The sequence below is a fragment of the Streptomyces sp. NPDC058000 genome, from assembly GCF_042886435.1.
Taxonomy (GTDB): domain Bacteria; phylum Actinomycetota; class Actinomycetes; order Streptomycetales; family Streptomycetaceae; genus Streptomyces.
Map to the genome: position 1 here is coordinate 91,242 of NZ_JBHVQS010000016.1, position 20,193 is coordinate 111,434.

16 protein-coding genes are annotated in these 20,193 nt (G+C 70.8%); 11 read left to right on the plus strand and 5 right to left on the minus strand.

Annotated features, from left to right (window positions below):
* Positions 1–46 precede the first annotated feature (46 nt).
* A complete protein-coding gene (locus tag ACFVT2_RS18340; protein ID WP_390018845.1) occupies positions 47–1,342 on the plus strand; it encodes a cytochrome P450 in 1,296 nt (431 codons plus the stop codon).
* A gap of 9 nt (positions 1,343–1,351) precedes the next feature.
* Here the strand turns inward: ACFVT2_RS18340 and ACFVT2_RS18345 are convergent, their stop codons facing one another.
* Together ACFVT2_RS18345 and ACFVT2_RS18350 are read right to left on the minus strand one after the other, a co-directional pair.
* The gene (locus ACFVT2_RS18345; protein WP_390018720.1) at positions 1,352–2,218 is read right to left on the minus strand and encodes a glutathione S-transferase C-terminal domain-containing protein; all 867 of its coding nucleotides are present in this window, start codon (positions 2,216–2,218) and stop codon (positions 1,352–1,354) included.
* Between the two features lie 157 nt (positions 2,219–2,375).
* Positions 2,376–2,486, minus strand: a complete 111-nt coding sequence (locus ACFVT2_RS18350) for a putative leader peptide (protein WP_390018722.1) — start codon at positions 2,484–2,486, stop codon at positions 2,376–2,378.
* Positions 2,487–2,637: 151 nt separating this feature from the next.
* On the opposite strand from ACFVT2_RS18350, the gene ACFVT2_RS18355 reads away from it, so the two are divergent.
* The 3 genes from ACFVT2_RS18355 (at position 2,638) to ACFVT2_RS18365 (ending at position 5,613) form a co-directional block, all read left to right on the plus strand.
* A complete protein-coding gene (locus ACFVT2_RS18355) occupies positions 2,638–3,096 on the plus strand; it encodes an RrF2 family transcriptional regulator (protein WP_390018724.1) in 459 nt (152 codons plus the stop codon).
* Between the two features lie 216 nt (positions 3,097–3,312).
* Complete coding sequence (locus ACFVT2_RS18360; RefSeq protein WP_390018726.1) at positions 3,313–4,044, plus strand: PE-PPE domain-containing protein; 732 nt, start codon at positions 3,313–3,315, stop codon at positions 4,042–4,044.
* Positions 4,045–4,332: 288 nt separating this feature from the next.
* The gene (locus ACFVT2_RS18365; RefSeq protein WP_390018728.1) at positions 4,333–5,613 is read left to right on the plus strand and encodes an acyl-CoA dehydrogenase; all 1,281 of its coding nucleotides are present in this window, start codon (positions 4,333–4,335) and stop codon (positions 5,611–5,613) included.
* A gap of 32 nt (positions 5,614–5,645) precedes the next feature.
* Here the strand turns inward: ACFVT2_RS18365 and efeB are convergent, their stop codons facing one another.
* The gene (gene efeB / locus ACFVT2_RS18370; protein WP_390018730.1) at positions 5,646–6,920 is read right to left on the minus strand and encodes an iron uptake transporter deferrochelatase/peroxidase subunit; all 1,275 of its coding nucleotides are present in this window, start codon (positions 6,918–6,920) and stop codon (positions 5,646–5,648) included.
* 140 nt (positions 6,921–7,060) lie between these two features.
* On the minus strand, positions 7,061–9,271 hold the full coding sequence (gene efeU, locus ACFVT2_RS18375; protein ID WP_390018733.1) for an iron uptake transporter permease EfeU: 2,211 nt from the start codon (positions 9,269–9,271) through the stop codon (positions 7,061–7,063).
* Between the two features lie 456 nt (positions 9,272–9,727).
* Here efeU and ACFVT2_RS18380 point away from each other — a divergent pair, with 456 nt between their 5' ends.
* The 7 genes from ACFVT2_RS18380 (at position 9,728) to ACFVT2_RS18410 (ending at position 18,599) form a co-directional block, all read left to right on the plus strand.
* Positions 9,728–9,982: a PASTA domain-containing protein gene (locus ACFVT2_RS18380; protein ID WP_390018736.1), complete on the plus strand. Its 255-nt coding sequence runs from the start codon at positions 9,728–9,730 to the stop codon at positions 9,980–9,982.
* Positions 9,983–10,042: 60 nt separating this feature from the next.
* On the plus strand, positions 10,043–10,183 hold the full coding sequence (locus ACFVT2_RS18385) for a hypothetical protein (RefSeq protein WP_390018739.1): 141 nt from the start codon (positions 10,043–10,045) through the stop codon (positions 10,181–10,183).
* Between the two features lie 804 nt (positions 10,184–10,987).
* Complete coding sequence (locus ACFVT2_RS18390) at positions 10,988–11,494, plus strand: hypothetical protein (protein WP_390018741.1); 507 nt, start codon at positions 10,988–10,990, stop codon at positions 11,492–11,494.
* A gap of 140 nt (positions 11,495–11,634) precedes the next feature.
* Entirely contained in the window at positions 11,635–13,092 is a 1,458-nt protein-coding gene (locus tag ACFVT2_RS18395) for an SPFH domain-containing protein (RefSeq protein WP_390018743.1), read from the plus strand.
* Between the two features lie 705 nt (positions 13,093–13,797).
* The gene (locus tag ACFVT2_RS18400; protein ID WP_390018745.1) at positions 13,798–15,933 is read left to right on the plus strand and encodes a transglycosylase domain-containing protein; all 2,136 of its coding nucleotides are present in this window, start codon (positions 13,798–13,800) and stop codon (positions 15,931–15,933) included.
* Positions 15,934–16,019: 86 nt separating this feature from the next.
* Positions 16,020–17,309: a hypothetical protein gene (locus ACFVT2_RS18405; RefSeq protein ID WP_390018747.1), complete on the plus strand. Its 1,290-nt coding sequence runs from the start codon at positions 16,020–16,022 to the stop codon at positions 17,307–17,309.
* A 159-nt stretch (positions 17,310–17,468) separates the two neighbouring features.
* Positions 17,469–18,599 (plus strand): amidase domain-containing protein, encoded by a 1,131-nt coding sequence (locus ACFVT2_RS18410; RefSeq protein ID WP_390018748.1) that lies wholly within the window; start codon positions 17,469–17,471, stop codon positions 18,597–18,599.
* A gap of 275 nt (positions 18,600–18,874) precedes the next feature.
* Here ACFVT2_RS18410 and ACFVT2_RS18415 read toward each other — a convergent pair whose 3' ends face one another.
* Positions 18,875–20,143, minus strand: coding sequence for a hypothetical protein (locus ACFVT2_RS18415; RefSeq protein WP_390018750.1), 1,269 nt, complete (start codon positions 20,141–20,143; stop codon positions 18,875–18,877).
* Positions 20,144–20,193: the final 50 nt, after the last annotated feature.

Sequence of the window (20,193 nt, forward strand, 5' to 3'; positions counted from 1 at the left end):
CAGGGGCAGCGCCGGCAGCGCCGACCGTACCGCCGGGACCGCGGAGCTGCGGCGCGGTCCGGAGGCGGTCCGCGCGCCGGACGTCCCCGACGTCCCCGACGTCCCCGACGTCTTCGACCCGCGCCGCTACGCCGAGGGACTGCCGCACGACGCCTACCGGCTGCTGCGCGACCACCATCCGGTGGCCTGGCAGGACGAGCCCGAGGTGCTCGGGTGGCCGGCCGGCCCCGGCTTCTGGGCGGTGACCCGGCACCGGGACGTCCTACGGGTGTTGAAGGACGCGCGGACCTTCTCCTCCCACCTGGGCGCCACCCAGATCCGCGACCCCGACCCCGCCGACCTGCCGTTCATCCGCCGGATGATGCTCAATCAGGACCCCCCGGACCACGGCCGGCTGCGGCGCCTGGTCAGCCGGGCCTTCACCCCGCGCCGGGTGGACCGCTTCGAGACCGCCGTCCGGGACCGGGCACGCGCCCTGCTGGCCGCGGCGGTGGGCGCCGCGCGGACCGCCGACGGGGTGTGTGACCTCGTCGGCGCCGTCACCGACGACTACGCGCTGCTCAACCTCGCCGACCTGCTGGGCGTGCCGCCCGGCGAACGCGGCCTGATGCTCGACTGGACCCGGCGGGTCATCGGCTACCAGGACCCGGACGAAGCCGGCCCGGCGGTGACCGGGGCGGACGGCCGGCCCGCCGACCCCCGTTCCCCGGCGATGCTCCAGGACATGTTCGCGTTCGCCCGCGAGCTGGCCGCGCACAAGCGGCGGCACCCGGGCGACGACGTGCTGACGGTGCTCGCCGCGGACCACGAACTGACCGTGCCCGAGCTGGAGATGTTCTTCTTCCTGCTGACCATCGCGGGCAACGACACCGTGCGCAGCGCAGCGCCCGGCGGACTGCTGGCGCTCGCCCGGCACCCGGACGCCTACGCCGCGCTGCGCACCGGCGCGGTGCCGGCAGGCACGGCCGTGGAGGAACTGCTGCGTTGGCATCCGCCGGTGCTCAGCTTCCGCCGGACCGCGGCGGCGGACACGGAGCTGGCCGGCCGCCGGATCCGCGCCGGTGACAAGGTCGTGGTCTTCCACGGCTCGGCCAACCACGACGAGCGGGTCTTCACCGAGCCCGGCCGGCTGGACCTCGCCCGCACCCCGAATCCGCACGTCTCCTTCGGGGACGGTCCGCACGTCTGCCTGGGTGCGCACCTGGCGCGGTTGCAACTGCGGGTGCTCTACGAGGAGACCTGCGCGGTGCTCCCCGCTGTGGCGGTCGCCGGACCGCCACAGCGGCTGGTGTCGAACTTCATCAACGGACTGAAGTCGCTGCCCTTGCGGGTGGCGACGTGAGACGGGCGGTCAGCGCGGGGCCGGGGTGACGTGCCGGCCGGGGCTGTGTGCCGTCGTCCAGTCCACGATCTGTACGGCCGCCCCGGCTGCCTCCTGGCCGCGGCAGCGGGCGTGGTGGCGACGGGCGATGGCGTCCAGGTCGAGGTGACGGCCGAAGGCCGGCAGGGCGGCCAGTCGGCGGGCGTAGGACCACAGGCCACGGTGGCCGGCGATGCGCTGCACGGCCGCGGCGTCGAGGTGCCAGCGGTGAACGGTGTCGAGTTGGACCAGCGTCACCCACAACTGCACGTCGGCGGCGGTGAGTTCGGCACCCAGCAGGTAGGGGCGGTCGGCCAGTCGCCGCTCCAGTGAGGCGAGCGTGCCGAGCAGGGTGCCCAGGGCGGTCTCGTAGTCGGGGTGGTCGCTGCCGAGGCTGCCGGCGTGCTGGGCGGCCTGGTTGATGTCCTGCTCGCAGCGGTGCGCGAGCGCGTCGATGGCGTCCCGGGTGGGGGCCGGGTACAGGGCGGGACCGCCGGTACCGAACCGCTCGGCCAGGTCGCGGAGGATGTCGGGGGCGTGGGTGCTGACGATCCGTCCGGTCCAGTCGTCGCTGAGCACCGGGACCGTGGCCGGCCCGCGGTACTGGTGCGCGCTGGCCTCGTACAGCGGGCGCAGCGCGGCGTAACCGCAGTCCGGGGTGTCGGGGACGGCGGGGAGCAGTGTCACCGGAAGGGTGTCGCCGAGGTCGAGCAGACTGTGGGTGATGGCGATGCCCAGACAGTGCGGACACGACGGGGAGAGGTAGAGGCGGTAGCGGTGCGGAACGGGGTAGTGACCGCTGCGGACGTCGGAGCCGATGCGGCCCCGGAAGGCCGGCGCGGCGGAGGTGGTGGTCATACGAGTCCCTGGGTGCGAGGTCCGGTGCGTGGACGTACGGGCGGGCACCTGGCGGCGTTCGCGGGCGGGCGTCCGCACGCTGGCGCCGGGCAGGGGCCGGGGCCCGGGAGGGTGGCGCGGCGTCAGGGGAACCGGCCCGCCGGCGCCTCGTGGGGGACTACGCCGAGCTGCAGACGCGCAGCAGATCGATGTGACGGCGGGAGGTGAGGAGGGGAAGCGGCCGGTCCGCGCGTCCCGCGCGGTCGCCGTCCCGCTCTGTGCGCCCCATGGTTTCCCACCTGTTCACTAGGGTTCCCGCCCTTGAGTGTCGAGGCGGCACCGGGCTGCGTCAAGGGTGGTGCGCCGGTGTGATTCCGGTGGTGCGGCGCTCGGCGCGTGCCCCGTACGGTCACCCCGACCCACTCGGGGATAATGCCGGCATGCGGATTTCAGCCAGAGCGGACTACGCGGTGCGCGCCGCACTGCAACTCGCGCACGCCCGGGACGGGGGCCCGCTCAAGGCGGAGGCCATCGCCGACGCCCAGGACATCCCGCACAAGTTCCTCGAAGGCATCCTGAACGACATGCGGCGCGGCGGTCTGGTCCTCAGCCAGCGCGGCGGCAACGGCGGTTACCGCCTCGCCAAGGCCCCGAAGGACATCAGCATCGCCGATGTGATCCGCGTCGTGGACGGGCCGCTGGTGTCCGTACGGGGCGTGCGGCCGCCGGAGTTGTCGTACACCGGTCCCGCCGAGTCGCTGCTCCCGCTGTGGGTCGCACTGCGGGCCAACGTCCGCCAGATCCTCGACGGCGTCTCGCTGGCCGATGTGGCGTCGGCCGACCTCCCCAGCCGCGTGTCGGCGCTGACCCGCGACCCGGCTTCCTGGACGAACCCGTAACACACCCGGGGCGCGACCACAAGTGCGGCTTTCTTTCGGAAGGGACCCTGCGACGACTGCCGGGACGCCATACTGACGGAGCGATCGGCGCATTCTCTTCGCGCACCCAACTCCCTTGCGTCTAGGGCGAGTTGGGCGCGCGATGCAGGTCCGGCGAGCATCGGCGGCAGGCGGCCGGTCGCACCGACCCGTCCTCGACTGAAGGGGGATTGAGAGATGGGGAAGCCGAAGAGGATCGTCAGCCGCGCCGCGGCCGTCTGCGCGTCGGCGGCGGCCATGGCACTCGGCACCGTCATGGCGCCCGCCGCGCACGCGGCCGCTCCGGAGCACTACTACATCGAGATCGGCGGTACCGGTAACGCGCTGCCCGCGGAACAGGGCTGCACCAAGGACTACCAGGCCGCGAACAACGCACAGCTCGACGGCGTGCCGGTGCCGGTGTGCTATCCGGCCACCGCGGGCCCGTTCATCGGCGGCCTCACGGCACCGAACTACGACGCCAGCGTCAACGAGGGCTACCAGCGGGCGATGGACAAGGTGAACGAGGTCCACCACGACCACCCGGACGCCCGCCTGACCATCACCGGCTACTCGCAGGGCGCCCAGATCGCCGACCAGGTGCTCCAGACGCTCGTGAACCGCCCCGACATCCCCAACTCGCAGGTGAACGGCATGCTCTACGCCGACCCGATGCAGCCGGGCACGGGATTCGCCGCCCGGATCCCCAAGGGCCTGGGCGCACTGGGGTTCACCTCCCCCGGCGCCGGGCCCGACAACTTCGGCGGCATCCCGGTCCGGCGCTTCTGCATCCACACCGACGGCGTATGCGACGCGACGTCACTGGAGTCGATCGGCGGCTACTTCACCCTGCACCCGACCTACCCGGCGAACTACATCCCGCAGACCCTCAAGGACAACGGACGCAACGGCATCCAGTGGCTGCCGTGAGCCGCTCGCACCCGGCGGCGCACCCCGGCGCCGGCTGAACTCCTGGACGCCTGGACGCCCGGACGGCCCACAGCGGACCGTCCGGGCGTCTGGGCGTCCGCGCGTCCGAAATACGACCCCGATCCGTCCACCCCTTGAACACCCCTTGCCCGGAGCGAAAGTTCGACAGCATCATACTGTATTCCCTACCAATCCAGTGGGAAAACTAGGAAAGTGAAGCCCGGGTAAGCCCGGCCGGGGGCGGTCACCGCCACCCGGTTCCAGCCGACGAGGACGGTGAACGGCGTCATGCCGAAGAGGTCCGCAACACACCCCGCCGCCCCGCAGGCCATCCCCCCGGCGGAGGAAGAGATCTGGCCGCGCGTCACCCGGGAACTCGCCGACGACCTCGCCGTCGACGCGCTGATCCGCGACCGGGCCGGGAAGCCGCCCTTCGACGAGCTGTCACGGCTGCGCGAGGCCGGCCTGACGGCCCTGCTCACCCCACCCGGCCCGCTCCGCGGCGGCAGCGACTGGCGCACCGCCTGTGCGGTCATCCGCGAGATCGCCGCCGCCGACAGCTCCATCGGCGAACTCCTCGCCCGCCACTACGCCCTCACCTGGAGCGCCCGGTTCTTCGGCACCTCACACCAGGCCGACGCGCTCGAAGGCCGGGTGACGGACGAGCAGTGGCTGCTGGCCGGCGACGCCGGCAACCCGGCGGCCGAAGCCGATCCGCCCACCCAGGACACCACCCCCGACCTCATCCTCACCCCGCACGGGTCCGGCTACCTCCTGCACGGCCGCCGGTCGTTCGCCGCCGGCGTCACCGTGGCCGACCGCCTGGTCCTCAGCGCCGCCTGTGCCGAGACCGGCGACTGGCTGCTCGTGCTGGTCGACCCGGCCCACCCCGGCATCACCACCGACCCGGCCCACGACCGCCTGGGCCAGCGCCTCACCGACGCCGGCAGCATCACCTTCGACGCCGTGCCGGTGCCGGCCGAGCAGATCCTCGGCACCACCTCCCACGACGAGCAACACATCACCCCGTACGCCACCCTGGCGCCGCTGGCCCTGCGGCTGGCTCTCGTCCACGTCGCGCTGGGCATCGCCGAAGGGGCGCTCGCCGAGGCCCGCGACCTCAGCCGCGCCGCCCCGCGCACCTGGCAGGCCGCGGACGCCCTCCCGGCCCCGTACGCGGAGCAGCCGGGCGGCGACCCCTACCTGCTGCTGGCCTACGGCGAACTGGTCGCCGCCGCGCACACCGCCGCCGCCGTCGTGGAGCCGGCCACCGAGGCGTTGGCCAGGGGCCTGTTGATGGGTCAGGATCTGGGCGTCAACGAGCGCGCCGACATCGCGGTGCTGGTCGCCGCGGCCGAGGCGGTCACCGGCCAGTCCGCCCTACAGATCACCACCCGCATCCTGGAGCTGACGGCCACCGCGGACGCCACCGCCGGCGATCCGGGGTTCGACCGGTTCTGGCGGAACGCCCGCGTCCTGACCGCCCAGCGCTCGCCCGCGCACAGCCTCCGGGCCATCGGCGACCACTACCTCAACGGCACGCATCCGCCGCTGACCCTGCGGATCTGAGGGTCGGCGGCGGATGTCGGGCGGTGGGGTTCTCAGACGGCGGCCAGCATGCTCCGGCCGAGCCAGTCCGAGGCGTCCCGCACGCCCGGCAGTGCGAAGAAGTAGCCGCCGCCGGTCGGCGAGATGTAGTCCACCAGCGGCTCGTCGATCAGCCGCTCCTGGGTGGCCTCGAACTGGCGGCGGACGTCCTGCTGGTAGCAGCAGAAGGCCAGTCCCATGTCCAGGTTGCCGACGTTGTCGATGCCCCGGTCGTAGTTGTAGCCGCGGCGCAGGATGCGGGAGTCGTCGGTCTTCGCGGTCCGCGGGTTGGCGAGCCGGATGTGCGAGTCGAGCGGGATCGCGGTGCCGTGCGGGTCCTTGTGGTACGCGGGCACGTCGAACTCGCCGGCGCCGTCCAGCGGGGCACCGGTGTCCTTGCGGCGGCCGAACATCTTCTCCTGCTCGGCCAGCGAGACCCGGTCCCAGAACTCCACCAGCATCCGGATGATCCGGATGACCTGGTAGCTGCCGTCGGTGGTCCAGGCAGGCTCGCCGTGGCCGTCACCGACCCACACCAGGCGCTCCATCTCGCGCCCGGACTTCACGTCGGGGTTGGCTATCCCGTCCTTGAAGCCGAGCAGGTTGCGCTGGGTGCCGCTGGGCCGCGGCGCGTTCTGGAAACCGTCGATGCGCCACTTGATCTGCATCCCGCCGCGGGTGTGCCGGGCGATGTCGCGCAGCGCGTGCAGCACGGTGTCCTGGCGCTCCGCGCAGATCTGCAACGAGAGGTCGCCGTGGCACTCGGCGGCCTGGAGGTTGTCGTTGGGGAAGGTCCGCATCGGGACGAGCTTGCGCGGCTTGGCCTTGGCCAGGCCGTACCGGTCGTCGAAGAGCGAGGCGCCCACGCCGACCGTGACGGTCAGCGCGTCGGCCGGGACCATCGGCCCGAGGATCCCGTTGTCGGACGGCGGGGCCCCGACGCCGAGGTCCTGCGGGGCGCCGCCGGCGGTCAGGAAGCGGGCGCGTTCGGTGATCGTCCGCAGCAGGTCGGTGAGTTCCTTGCGGTTGTCCGCGATGACGTTGAGCGAGACGAACGCGGCGGCGGCCGGCTGCGGGGTGAGGATGCCCGCCTGATGGGTGCCGTGGAACGACACCTTCCCGGCGTCGGCGGTGTCGGCGGCCTGCGCCGTACCGGCGTTGCTCTGGCTCAGCGCGAAGCCGCCGCCGGCCAGCACCGCACCGGCCGCGCCGGCGCCCAGCGCGGTCTTCACGAACGAGCGCCGGTCGGCGGGACAGCGACCCTGGGGGCCGGGCGTTTCGGCGGACATCTCGTGGTTCCCTTCGGAGCGTGCATGGGGTGGTGCGGTGTGTCTGTGGGTGGGGCGGATGGTGCGGGGGCCATCGGGCGGGGCGCCCGGTGTGTCCGGCGGTGTGCGCGGACGTCCGGGCGTCCCGGTCCTCGGGCGGGTCAGGCGGACTTCCGGATCTCCAGGAGGTCCGGTACCGGCGCCAGGTGCTCCAGCAGCTGCCCGGTGATCCCGTTCAGCCGCTGCCGGGCGGTGGCGTCGAGCTTCTCGACCGGCGTCCACGTTCCGTCGTGGTGCGCGTCGTCGAGGAGCTTCTGCATCCGGGCGATGTCGCTCTCGATGGACGCCAGCAGCTGCGGCTCGCGCTTGGCGATCAGCGGGCGCAGCACGTTGAGGAGTTCCTGGGTGCCGGCGAGGTTGGCGTCGGCGGTGGCGAGGTTGGTGCCGCTGCCCTGGTCGGTGTCGCCGGTCAGCTCGAACTGGAGGGTGTTCTCCAGGATCTCGTGGGTCCGCAGCGGCAGGTCACCGGGGTCGAAGTCCTGGGTGGGGAACGCCTTCCGCAGTCCCATCACGTCGCCGTGCAGCTGTTGCGCCGGGCCGGTCAGCTCCTCCGCGGACGCGCCGTGCCAGAGCCCGTACTCGATCCGGTGGAAGCCGCTGAAGTCCTTGTCGTGCACACCGCCCGGGAGTCCGTCGGCCCGCCCGTTGATCTTCTTGTCGAAGTCCTGGAACGTGCCGTAGGCGGCGCCGAGCGAGGAGTACGTGCGGTGCGCGGTGAGCCAGTCCGTCCGCGCGCCGTCCAGGTCGCCGCCGGCGAGGTCGTCGCTGAGTTTCTGGGTCTGGTCGGTCAGCGTGGCCAGGCCCTGGTCGACGTACTGCTGATAGGCGCGCAGCGGCCCGGCGAGGTCCTCCTCCGCGACCGGCACGACGGCCTTGGCGCCGCCTCCACCGCTGACCCGCACGGCGGCCGAGGTGACCGCCTTGCCGCCGGTGGGCACACAGCGCCAGGCGTACGAACCGCCGGCGATGGTGGCGACCAGGTCGCGGGTGGTGCCGGGGGCCAGGCCCTCGATCTCGCCGTAGACCGCGTTGGTCGAGGGGTCGACGAGGTAGACCTCGGAGGTCCTGTCGCCGGTGTTCTGCATCTGGAAGGTCTGCCGCCCCGGCTTGGGCGCGGTGAAGCCCTTGCCGCACTCCTTCTCGGACACCGCAATGGTCGGTGCCCCGGCCGGCTTGGACTTGCCGAAGGCGACGATCCCGCCCGCGACGACGGCGGGCACGGCCACCACGGCGACCGGCAGCAGCCAGGCGGGCCGCTTCCGCCCCGCACCGGCCGGCGCCTCCGCCGGCTCCGGCTGGGCCGCCGGCTCCGCCTCGGACTCCGACTCGGGGGCGCCGTCGCCCGCCGAACCGACCTTCTCCGAACCGACCTCCGCGGTACCGCCCTGCTCGGCGACGGCCTTCTCGTCGACCGGCTTGTCCGCCGGCTTCTCCTCGACGGGCTTCTCCTCCGCCGTCGGCTTCTCCGCGGCCGGCCGCGGCGCCGGGGCCGGCTTCGCGGCGGACCGCACCCCGCGGACGAACAGCGTCATCACGATGGCGAGGTACGCCACGTACGCGACGATCTGCAGCCATGTCATGGCCGGCATCAGGTTGAAGACGCCCTGCACCAGGGTGGTGTACCAGGCGCTCGGGTCGATGCTCTGGCTGAGGTCGAACGCGAACGCGGCCTTGCCGGGCAGGACCCCGCCCTCCTGGAGGTCCCGCAGGCCGTACCCCAGGACGCCGGCGGCGATGACGATGAGCACGGCGCCGGTCGCGGTGAAGAACTTGGTGAGGTTGATCTTGAGCACCCGGCGGTACAGGCCCCAACAGAGCCCCGCCGCGATGACCAGGCCGATCCCGGCGCCGATCATCGGCCCGGCGGATTCGCCCGCCGCCCGCGCCGTGGTCCACAGGAACAGCGCGGTCTCCAACCCCTCGCGGCCCACGGCCAGGAAGGAGGTGACGATCAGCATGCCCGCACCCATCGCGAGCGCCCCGGTGACCTTCTCCTTGATCTCACCGGAGAGGTTGCGCGCGGAACGGCGCATCCAGAACACCATCGCGGTGACGAACGCGACCGCGATGACGCTCAGGGTCCCGCCGAAAGCTTCCTGCGCGGTGGCCGAGAGCGAAGCGGCGGTGAACGTGAGCACCGCGCCGAAGCTCAAGGAGAGCGCGATCGCGGCCAGTACACCGGTCCACACCTGCGGGAGACGGGACTTGGCCCCGGCCCGGACGAGTGTGGCCACGAGGATCGAAACGATGAGTCCGGCTTCTAGACCTTCCCTCAATCCGATCAAGAAGCTCGGAAACGCGTCGTCCCACATAGTTGTCCTCTCCGGCCCGCACAACCGCACCGGTATGCCTTACCTCAGTTAGCGAAGGCATACCTTAGTCAGACGGTCTGAAGATGTCTACATCGCTGTAGTCACATAGTCACGGACGGGTAACGACCCTAGCTCAGGCCCCACCCGGCCCCACCGACACCCCCCGCCTCACCCCGCCCGGCCACCTGACGATCCGTCGTGACCGCCGCCCTCGCCGCGCGTTCTCCAGACATGAACAACACGCACATCACGAACACAGCGCGCATCACAGATAGAGGGGATATTGCGATCCCAGCGGACATCACAGACATGGTTCGCAGCACGAACACAACGGGCGATACGCGCGATGCGCACAGACGAGCCGGCGCCGCTCGACACCCCGGCCCCCCTCTCCGTGGGCCCCTGGCATCCGTCACACCCTTCGTCGCCGCAGCCGTCACCCTGACCGCCCTCGCCGTGGCCGGTCCGGCACGCGCCGACGGCGGCACCATGCCCGACGTCAGCGGCAAGGGACTCGTCGCCGCCTACCAGGCCCTCAACTACGACAACACCGTCCACCTCAAGGACGGTCGGGGCGCCGGCCGCCACGTCCTGTGGCCCGGCAGTTGGAAGGTCTGCAACCAGTACCCCAAGGCCGGCACCCCGTTCTCGCACCGGCCGATCACCCTCACCGTGGTCAAGGCCCGCGAGTCCTGCGACGCCGGACGGTAACCCGACGCGGCGGCGCCGGACACCCCGACCAAGACGCATCACCCGCGCACCGCACGGGCGTTGGGACTCCGCCGGGCCGCCGGGCACCCGATGAAGCCGTACGCCCTGGAGGCCCCGGGGCGTACGGCCCGCGAGCGGGACGCGGACGCGGCGCTGCGGATCACCGGCGGCCACCTGGAGCTCGACCGGGGCCGCGGGTGACTTGGCCAACGACCTGACGGTGTCGTGGAGTTCGGCCTCACGGGGGGGCACGGGGTCAGTGGGCACCGCGTGCAGCCTGGGAGTGGTGCGTCGACCGGTGCACCCCGGAGGCCGACTCCCGGAGCGGGTGATCCGCGGCGGGTCGCGTATCCGTGGACCGGATCCCCGCAGACGAGCCGGAACCCCGCGGGGCGCCCAGGTGCGTAGGCGCGCAGGTGCGCAGGTACGGAGGTGCCCAGGTGCGCACGGTCAGGCCCGATGCCAGCAGGCGGCGGTCCGGTTCAGTGGCGGGGACGGCGCGCCGCGCGACCCCCGGGTCAACGGCGGGCGAGGTACCGAGGTCGCGGATCAGGGCGGCCCTCAGGGCAGTGATCAATTCGGCGATCAGTACGTCACGGGCGGCGAAGTAGCCGCGCACCCCCTGCACCACCCCGGACAACACAGTCCCCGGGAGTCCGCATCGCCACCATCTACCTCAGTCGTCGCTGAGGCTCCGGTTCGCGGGGCTTCCGGGGGCCTGACCAGAGCCACGTCAAGGGTCTCCTGTCAACAAACGTCTTTGTCAACGGTGCGGCTCTCCGGTTGTCTGGATAAACACCAGTTTCCTCCCGTTTTGTCCAGAGTCAAGAGGTACGCCGGGAGCGGGCGGAAAAACCCGTCGGGGCCGCTCGCTCTCGCTCGGCGCGTAGTGCTGCACATCAAGAGCGCGTAAAGATTGCCGGGATACGGCAATGTGCGAAGCCCTCACCGCGTGTGACGATCATCCCCGTTCGAGCGGAATGAGTGAGTGCGGGAGGGCTGCGCATGGCCTGGTTTCTTGGTCTCGGCATCGGTGGGATCGTCGTGCTCGCACTGTCGCTGATCTTCGACGGGGTGCTGGAAGGACTGTTCGGCGTCGTGCTGGACGGGCTCGACGGGCTGCTGTCCCTGCCGGTCATCGCCGGCTTCCTGTCGATGTTCGGGTTCGCCGGCGCGATCGTGTGGGGCAGCACCGGGCTCGGCGCCTGGCCGGCCATCGGCGTCGGGCTGGCGGCGGGGGCCGCGGCCGGGGGCGCCACCTGGAAGTTCAGCCAGGCACTGATGCGCGACCGGACCGGCTCCGCACCACGCCGGGAAGACCTGGTGGGTACCGCCGGGTCGGTGGTGACCGCGATCCCCGCCGACGGCTACGGCGAGGTGCTGCTGCGCCTCGCCGGGCATCCCGTGAAGCTGGCGGCCCGGAGTGCCGCTCCAGTGGCCCGCGGCGCCGAGATCTGGGTCGAGGCATCCCTCTCGTCCACCTCGGTGGCGGTCCGTCCCGTCGAACGCTGAGTGGGGCGGGGCCCGACCCGACCGCCGATGCGGGCCCGGCCCCGCCCCCACTCCCCCGGACCGGCGCATCCGCCGCCGGACCGGGAACGCAAACCATCACCTTGATCTGCCTACCCCCAGGAAGGCAGGGGGGATTTGTTATGAGTTCAGTCATCGTCGCCGTCATGGGCGCCGTCGTCCTCGTTGTGTTGCTCGCCCTGGTGGTGATCACGCGCTACAAGGTCGCCGGACCGAATGAAGCGTTCATCATCACCGGCCGACGCGGCAAGAAGTCCACCGACCCGGAGACCGGCCGGATCAGTGTCGACAACAGCGGCCAGAAGGTCGTCGTCGGAGGCGGCGTCTTCGTCGTCCCGTTCGTCCAGCAACGCTTCTTGCTGGACCTCTCCAGCCGGCATCTGCCGGTGGCCGTGCGCGGCGCGGTCACGCTGCGCGGGGTGAAGGCCAACCTCGACGGCGTCGCGATCGTCAAGGTCGGCGGCGGCGAGGACGCCATCCGGGCCGCGGCGCAGCGCTTCCTCCAGCAGCAGGACGGCATCGTCGGGTTCACCCAGGAGGTGCTGTCGGGTGCGCTGCGGGCGATCGTCGGCCGGATGTCGGTCGAGGACATCATCCGCGACCGGGCCGCGTTCGCCGGACAGGTCGCCGAGGAGGCGGAGGCCAGCCTGTCCGGGCAGGGCCTGATCCTCGACGCGTTCCAGATCCAGGACATCACCACCGAGGGCTCCTACTTGGAGGACCTGGGCCGTCCGGAGGCCGCCCGGGCCCGTCAGGAGGCGGACATCGCCGAGGCGAACGCCCAGCGGGTGTCGGAACAGGCTCGCCTGAAGGCCGCCGAGGAGATCGCGGTCGCGGAGCGGACGCTCTACCTCAGGCAGGCCGAGATCCGGGTCGAGACCGAGGCGGCGGCCGCCAAGGCGAACGCGGCCGGCCCGCTGGCCGAGGCCGCGCGCCAGCAGGAAGTGCTGTCCGAGCAGGAGAAGGTCGCCGAACGGCAGGCGGCGCTCACCGACCGGGAACTGGACACCAAGGTCCGCAAGCCCGCCGACGCCGCCCGCTACCAGGCCGAGCAAGAGGCCGAGGCCCGCCGGATCGCGCAGGTCAAGGAGGCCGAGGCGGCCGCGGAACGGGCCCGGCTGACGGGTGAGGGCGAGAAGCTGCGCCGCGCCGCGCTCGCCGAAGCGGTGCGGCTGGAGGGCGAGTCGGAGGCGGCGGCGCTCGCCTCGAAGGGAACCGCGGAGGCCGACGCGATGCACAAGAAGGCCGACGCCTTCGCCCGCTACGGCGACGCGGCCGTCCTCCAGATGCTGGTCGAGGTCCTCCCGCAGGTCGTCGCCAAGGCATCCGAACCCCTGGGCGCCGTGGACAAGTTGACCGTGATCTCCACGGACGGCGCCGGCCAGCTCTCCCGGACGGTCGCGAACAACGTGGCCCAGGGGATGGAACTCCTCGGCTCGGTGTCGGGGGTCGACCTGGCGAGCATGCTGAAGCGCGTAGCCGGAGGAACCGGCGGCCACGCCCCTTCCGACACCCCCGTCGGCGCGAGCCCCACCTCCGCAGCAGCCTCCCCCAACGGCAAGATCGAAGTCACCGACTGACGCCACTGCACGGGCAGTTGCCACTCTTCTGACACTCTTCGCCAGAGAGGCGCGGCACAACTGTCGAGCGAACCCACACCCCCTCGCAAGGGCTGCCGGACCGGAACCATTCCCCGTCCGGCAGCCCCTTCGCACGATGCGAACGCCTCCCCGGCGAACCACCACGCCACCCAGACCACTTGGGCCGGCGTGCGCAATTCATCCGGAATCTCTTCAGCGAGGGCGGCGGAGTGGCCGCCCGGTCCTGGTCGAGGATCACGAGAACTCGCCGCACCGCCAGGCTCCCGATCAGCAAGTCGTTGTGCGATTTCGCCCCACCAGCCCACCGCCACCCGATCGTCCCTGGCGGTGAGCGAGGGACGCGGTGGCGGGGCCGCCGGGTCTCGTCTGGATTGCTTCCTTGTTCGGGCTTTGCGTGGAGATTTCGAAAAGATCACTGATACTTTTGTATAAGTGGTGAAGACTGCGGCGTAGCTGGGGGCGGGGGGACGGCAGTTGCGTCTGCGACGGCTGTGACGCCCCGCGCGGGTCACCCGCGTAGCGCGGAGGGAAGACGGAGTGACAGCGACTGGGCGGAGGCCGGGCGATCCGGATGAGACCCACGGACCGTCGGGCCGCCGACGGGGCACGCCCCGGGAGCCTCTCCCCAGTGAAGGGGACGGCGTCCGGACAACTACGTCCGCCGACCCCGAGCGCACGTTACGGATGAGAGTTCCACCGCCCGCATCGACCGACGAGACCGCGCTGGCGCAGCGGCCGGAACGGTCCGGTGGGCGGGCCGCCCGGCGTAGGGACGCGCCGTCGCTTTCCGCCCGAATACGCATCGGTGCGCTGCTGGGTGCCCTCGTCGCGCGACTGGCGCCGTACGCCCGCCGGGTCAGGCCGCGTTATCCGCGCCCGGGCCGCACCGGTTGGCGCCGCTGGGTGCCTTCCGGTCGGCAGTGGCTGGGCATCGCATCGACGACCGTCGGCCTGACCGGCCTCTTCCTGGCCATCGCCTACGCCGCCACCGACATACCCAAGGACCTCAACGCGTACGCCACCCAGCAGGACAACGTGTACTTCTGGTCCGACGGCACACCCATGGCCCGCACCGGATGGGTCCAGCGGCAGGCGATGCCGCTGAAGGAGATACCCGAGGACGTCCGTTGGGCCGTGCTGGCGGCCGAGAACGAGAGCTTCTACGACGACCCCGGCGTCTCGTTCAAGGGCCTCACCCGCGCCCTGTGGCGCACGGTCGGTCAAGGCGAAACCCAGGGCGGCTCGACCATCACCCAGCAGTACGTCAAGAACGTCTATCTGAACCAAGACCAGACCCTCAGCCGCAAGTTCACCGAGGCGATGATCGCTCTCAAGCTGGACAACCGGATGAGCAAGGACGCGATCCTGGAGGGATACCTCAACACCAGTTGGTTCGGCCGCGGCACCTACGGTATCCAGCGCGCCGCGCAAGCCTATTACGGCAAGGACGTCAGCCAACTCAACGCGAGCCAGGCGGCCTTCCTGGCCTCGCTGCTCAAGGGCGCCGGCCTGTACGACCCCACACTGAGCGCCGCCAACCACAAGCGGGCGGTGGAACGTTGGAAGTGGACCCTGGACCGGATGGTGCGGATCGGCAAGCTGTCGCCGTCCGAGCGGGCCGGGTACCGGGCCTTCCCCGAGCCGCTCAGGCAGAACCCGCTGTACGACACCGGCCAGCAGAGCGACTACCTCGTCGAACTCGCCTCCCAGTACGCCCAGAAGGCCGGGCACATCCCGGCCAGGGAGTTCGACCTGGGCGGCTATCAGATCTACACCACCTTCGACCGCAAACGGGAGGCGGCGCTCGACGGCGTGGTGGCCGGGGCGCGCAAGAAGGCCCGGCAAACCCACCCGGACGCGGCGACCGCCGCCCACTACGGCATCGCGTCGGTGGCCACCGACGGCCGCGTCCTCGCCGTCTACGGTGGCCCGGACCACCGGAAGCAGGGCTACAACGAGTCCAACGCCGGGACGGTACCGGCCGGTTCGGCCTTCCTGCCGTTCGTGTACGCGGCCGCTCTCGAACACGGCGTGGTCAAGCAACGGGACGCGCCCCGGGAGAAGGTCACCCCGCAGTCCCTCTACGACGGCGACGACGGCGTGCCCATCAGCACACCGGAGGGCCCTTACTGGAACCGCAGCGGCAAGAAGGTCGCCGCCCACAATGACGGCCGGAAGTCGTGGGGCCGGCTGACGCTGCGCGAGGCGCTCGCCAAGTCGGTGAACACCCCCTTCATGCAACTGGGTATGGACACGGGCCTGGACAAGGTCAGGCAGACGGCCCAGGCGGCCGGGCTGCTGCCCTCCACCATGGGGCCCCAGGTCCCCGCCCTGTCCCTGGGCAGTTCCACGCCGAGCGCGATCCGAATGGCCAGCGGCTACGCGACCTTCGCCGCCGCGGGGCAGCACGTCGAGCCGTACTCCGTGCACCACATCACCCGCAACGGTGCGACCGTGCGCCTGGACTCCCCCGAGGCCCGCCGCGCGGTCACCGCCGAGGTGGCCGCGGAGGTGACGCGGGCACTCACGGACTCGTTCCGCTCCGCCCACCCGGGCGCCGCTCCCGCTACGGCCGCGGTGTCCGGCAAGGCCGGCACCACCACCGGCGCCATCGGCACCACCGCCGCGGACGACGACACCGCCGACGACACCGCCGCCTGGTACGTCGGCACGGCCCGTGCCGTCTCGACGGCCGTGGTCGTCTACCGCATGGACCTGGCCAAGAGCCTCGAACCCTTGCCGCTGAAGGGGCTCGCGGGAACCCCCACCGACAGCGTTCCGTACGACATCTGGGCGGGCGTCATGAGCCCACTGCGCTGACCGACTGACCGGCGGACCGCCTGAACCCGCACTCGCACCCGCACCGCATCCGCACCGGAACCTCCCTTCGCAGATTTGAGCCCCGTATGAAGTCGACTCCAGGTCGCCGCCGCAAGGCCCGCGCACCCCGCCGCACCGTCCGTACCCGCGCCGCAGTCCTCGCGTCGGCCGTCCTCGTCGTGTGCTCGGCCGCCGCGGGGTACCTGGTGTTGAGCCAGACCGACGGCGATGCCCTGGCGTCCTCCGGCGACAAGGGCGGGTCGGTCGACCAGAGTCCCACGCAGCCCCGCAAGGAGCCGGCGTGGGACGGCAAACCCAAGGTCCTCGGGGACGGATCGACCTCCTACACCGGCCCGCAGAAGGGCCAGTTAGCGGTGAAGCCGCTCAAACCAGGTGAGCGGCCACCGCAGTTCGTCGTCTTCTCCTGGGACGGCGCACTGGAGGGCGACGAGCGGCTCTTCTCCCACTACCGCGAGTTGGCCAAGAACTACGACGCCCACATGACCTTCTTCCTCACCGGCATCTACCTGCTGCCCAAGAGCAAGAAGGACCTCTACCACCCGCCCCAGCACCCGGTGGGCTCCGCCGCGATCAGCTACCCCACCGACGAGCACATCCGCACCACCCTGACCCAACTCGCCGCGGCCTACCAGGACGGCAACGAGATCGGCACCCACTTCAACGGCCACTTCTGTGGCGCCAAAGGCGGCGGCGACTGGAGCGTGGAAGAGTGGAAGAGCGAGATCGACCAGTTCTACGACTTCGTGGAGAAGTGGCGGACCAACACCGGCTATCGGGACGTTACCGCCCTGCCTTTCGACTTCCGCAAGGAGGTGGCCGGTGGGCGCGCCCCCTGCCTGGAGGGGCAGCCGAACCTGCTCAAGGCCATGAAGAGCTACGGCTGGCGCTACGACGCGAGTTCCCCGGGCGACTTCCAGATATGGCCGACCAAGAAGGACGGCGTCTGGGATTTTCCGCTACAGATGCTGCCGTACCCCGGCGGCGACTACCAGGGCCTGTCGATGGACTTCAACTTCCTCTACAACCAGTCCCACGGCGAGGTCAAGGGCGATCCGGCCAAGTACGCCACCTGGGAGCAGCAGACCGTCGACTCCTACATGGCGGGCTTCAATCGCGTCTACTACGGCAGCCGGGCACCGCTGTTCGTCGGCAACCACTTCGAGGATTGGAACGGCGGCATCTACATGAAGGCCATCGACCAGGTGGTCAAGAACACCTGCACCAAGAAGGGCGTCAAGTGCGTGTCCTTCAAGGAACTCGCTGACTGGCTGGACGTGCAGCGGCCCGAAACGCTACAGCGGCTGCGCGGGCTGGATCCGGCACAGTCGCCGGAGTGGTCCACGGTCGTCAAGTGACCCCGAAACCAACCTGGTTCCCAGTGTGCACACCTCTTCACACCACGTGCACATCTCGTGCAAAAATATGGCCGTCCGGCCCATATACCGACACAGAGGGGAATATCGTTGAAATCGATAAGAATAGGCCGCGGGCGGAATCGCGCCACCGTGATCGCGGTGGCGGCAGCCTCAGTGGCCATAGGAGTCGTGCTACCCAACGGCAGCGCGGGCGCGGCGGTCGCTGACGACCTGCCCCTGGACTCGGCCACCAAGGCCACGTTTCAGCGGCTGGCCGACGCGGTCTTCGCCGATCGCACACAGTCCCTGGTGGACGGCGCCCGGAGCGGGCATCAGGAGTCACACCCGCAGCGGACGTCCGGCTTCACCGGAAAGGTACGACTGTCCGCGCCCCAGGCCCGCGAAGAGGGATCGACCCTCGACGCACTGCGCGCCCGCAAATCCCGCCTGGCCCAGCTCGGCGAGAAGTACAGCGGAGCCAGCACCGAAGTCACCCTCGACAGCACCAGGATGACGGGGCGACGGGCCACGGTCGACGTCACCGAGACCACGACCCTGGCCTACGAGAAGGCCGAGGGCACCGGTCCCAGGACCACCGGATTCCAGGCCCACCACCAACTGGCCTTCCAGGCAGACCACAAGGGTGACTGGCAACTGACTGGTGTCCGCGACACCGACGACGGCTACCTCGCGGTGAACCAGGTGGCCAAGCCCCTCGGCGTCGCGCCGGCCACCACCGACGCCCCGCCCTCAGCGACCCGCTCGGCCACCACGCGGCCCGCGCCGGCCAACCCGAAGAACTTCACGGCCACCGGGTACGACTACAACGCCATGGCGGCCTACGCGACGAAGTACTGGAGCAGATACAACCCGGACTACCCCGACTTCAATGGCGCCAGCGACGGCGGGGACTGCACCAACTTCGTCAGCCAGGCACTGAAGGCGGGTGGTTGGCAGCACGTGCCCGGCTACACGACGGACTTCCACAAGTGGTTCGGCAACTCCGAGATCCAGTCGGACTCCTTCGTCGGCGTCAACGAGTTCTCCTGGTTCGCCCTGTCCTCCAAGCGGGCCAGCAGCCTCGCCAACGTCTACCAAATGGACATCGGTGACGTGCTGCAGCTGGATTTCGACAGGGACGGTTCCAAGGACCATTCCATGATCGTCACCAACCGCAGCCGACAGGGCATGCCGTACGTCACGTACCACTCCACCAACACCTACAACAGGTCGGTGGCCAGCATCGTCGCGTCGTACCCCGACGCCGCGTACTACGCCTACCGCACCTGAACCGCGCCCACCCCGAGCGGCCTGCGCAGAGGCCCACGGCCACCGCACGATCCTCACTGTCCGCACCGTCCCGATGATCCGCGGTGGCCGTACGCGTTCCCAACCGACCCCACCACGAGGTCGCCCGCCCGGAAAGCGCCAACACCACCGTTGGGCCCGCCTGCCGCCGCAGGCGGGTTCAACGACGTGGGTGGGGGCGGCCGCGGTCGCGTCGTCCCGGCCGGTGAGGCGACGGGTGAACCCGTGGCGGTGGCGCCATAGCGAAACGCCCGCTTTCAGGAATCGCGCTGAAGCTGGAAGTCCAGCCATGCAGCGATGTCTGTGATGACCGCCGCGTCGACGTGCTGGGGTGCCATGTAGCCGGCGGGCGTTGACGGTCCTGCCCCTGGGAAGAAGAGGTGGTCGTCGGCTTCGTAGACCTTGACGGTGACGTCCGGACGCCCGGTCAACCCCTCTCGCCAGAGGGACAAGTCGTGCTCGACGGTGACCTGGTAGTCACGACCGCCCTGGAGGATCAGCAGCGGCTTGTCCAGGGCGGCGGCGGTGCCGACCGGGTCATAGGAGCACAGGTCCAGCCAGTACGAGGCAGGAAGACCGAAGGGGAGGTCCCCTCGGGGCGTTCGGGGCGACAAAGCGGTCTCGACGGTCTCGGCCTGACGGGTGATCTCGGCGAGGGCCGCCTCGGAGTGAGGGCCGGGGTCGAGGGCGGCGAGGTGGCCTACGACCCGGACGGCCGCCCGGTGCATGGGCTCGGCGTCACCCGCCAGGATCACGACGCCCGCGACGGAGGGCTCGGTCTCGGCGACCCGTGGCGCGACCTTGCCCCCCATGCTGTGACCGGCGACGAACACCCGGCTGGAATCAACGCACGGCTCCTCCTGGAGCAGACGCACGGCGGCGATGGCGTAGGGGGCGTACTCGCGTGTCATCGTGAAGTCGTCCGCGGCAGCCACCTCCGCCGCGTGCGTGAAGGTCACCTTGTCGTGGCGCAACACGGCCACGCCTCGGCTGGCCAGACCCCAGGCGAGATCCTTGAGGGGCTTGTTGGGTCCGCTGGTCGCGTCCCGGTCGAAGGGACCTCCACCGCTCAGGAGCACGACCCCGGGCCACGGGCCGTCGCCACGCGGAACGGTAACGGTGCCCGCCACGGCGAGAGCACCTGCTCCGAGGGTGACCTCGTGCTCCTCGAAGGCGTCCGGATCCGCGTAGGAGGGCGCCGCCCATGGTTCGCAGGCAGGGGGCGCGAGGCGTATCCCGTTCAGCAGGCTGGCGGAGTCGAGCGACATGACGGCGGTGAGCTGGCCTCGTTCGCAGACCACGGGAACGCTGACACGGATCAGGTCCTCCCGCAGGCGCTCGCTCGACGGTTCGCCGTGGTCTGTGACCGGACCGGTTCCCGCGGTCCCGGCGAGCCAGGCCGCCTGGAGGGCCTCGGCGGTCAGCGCAGCACGCAACGGCGGGGCGAACAGTGCAGCGATCTCCCTGAAACGGCCATCGCGCGCCAACTCGACCACCGACACGGCGGTCTCCTCCGCAGTCTGCATCCCTTTCACCTTTCTTAGTTTTTGGAAAGGTAGCATGTGTGAGAAAGTTG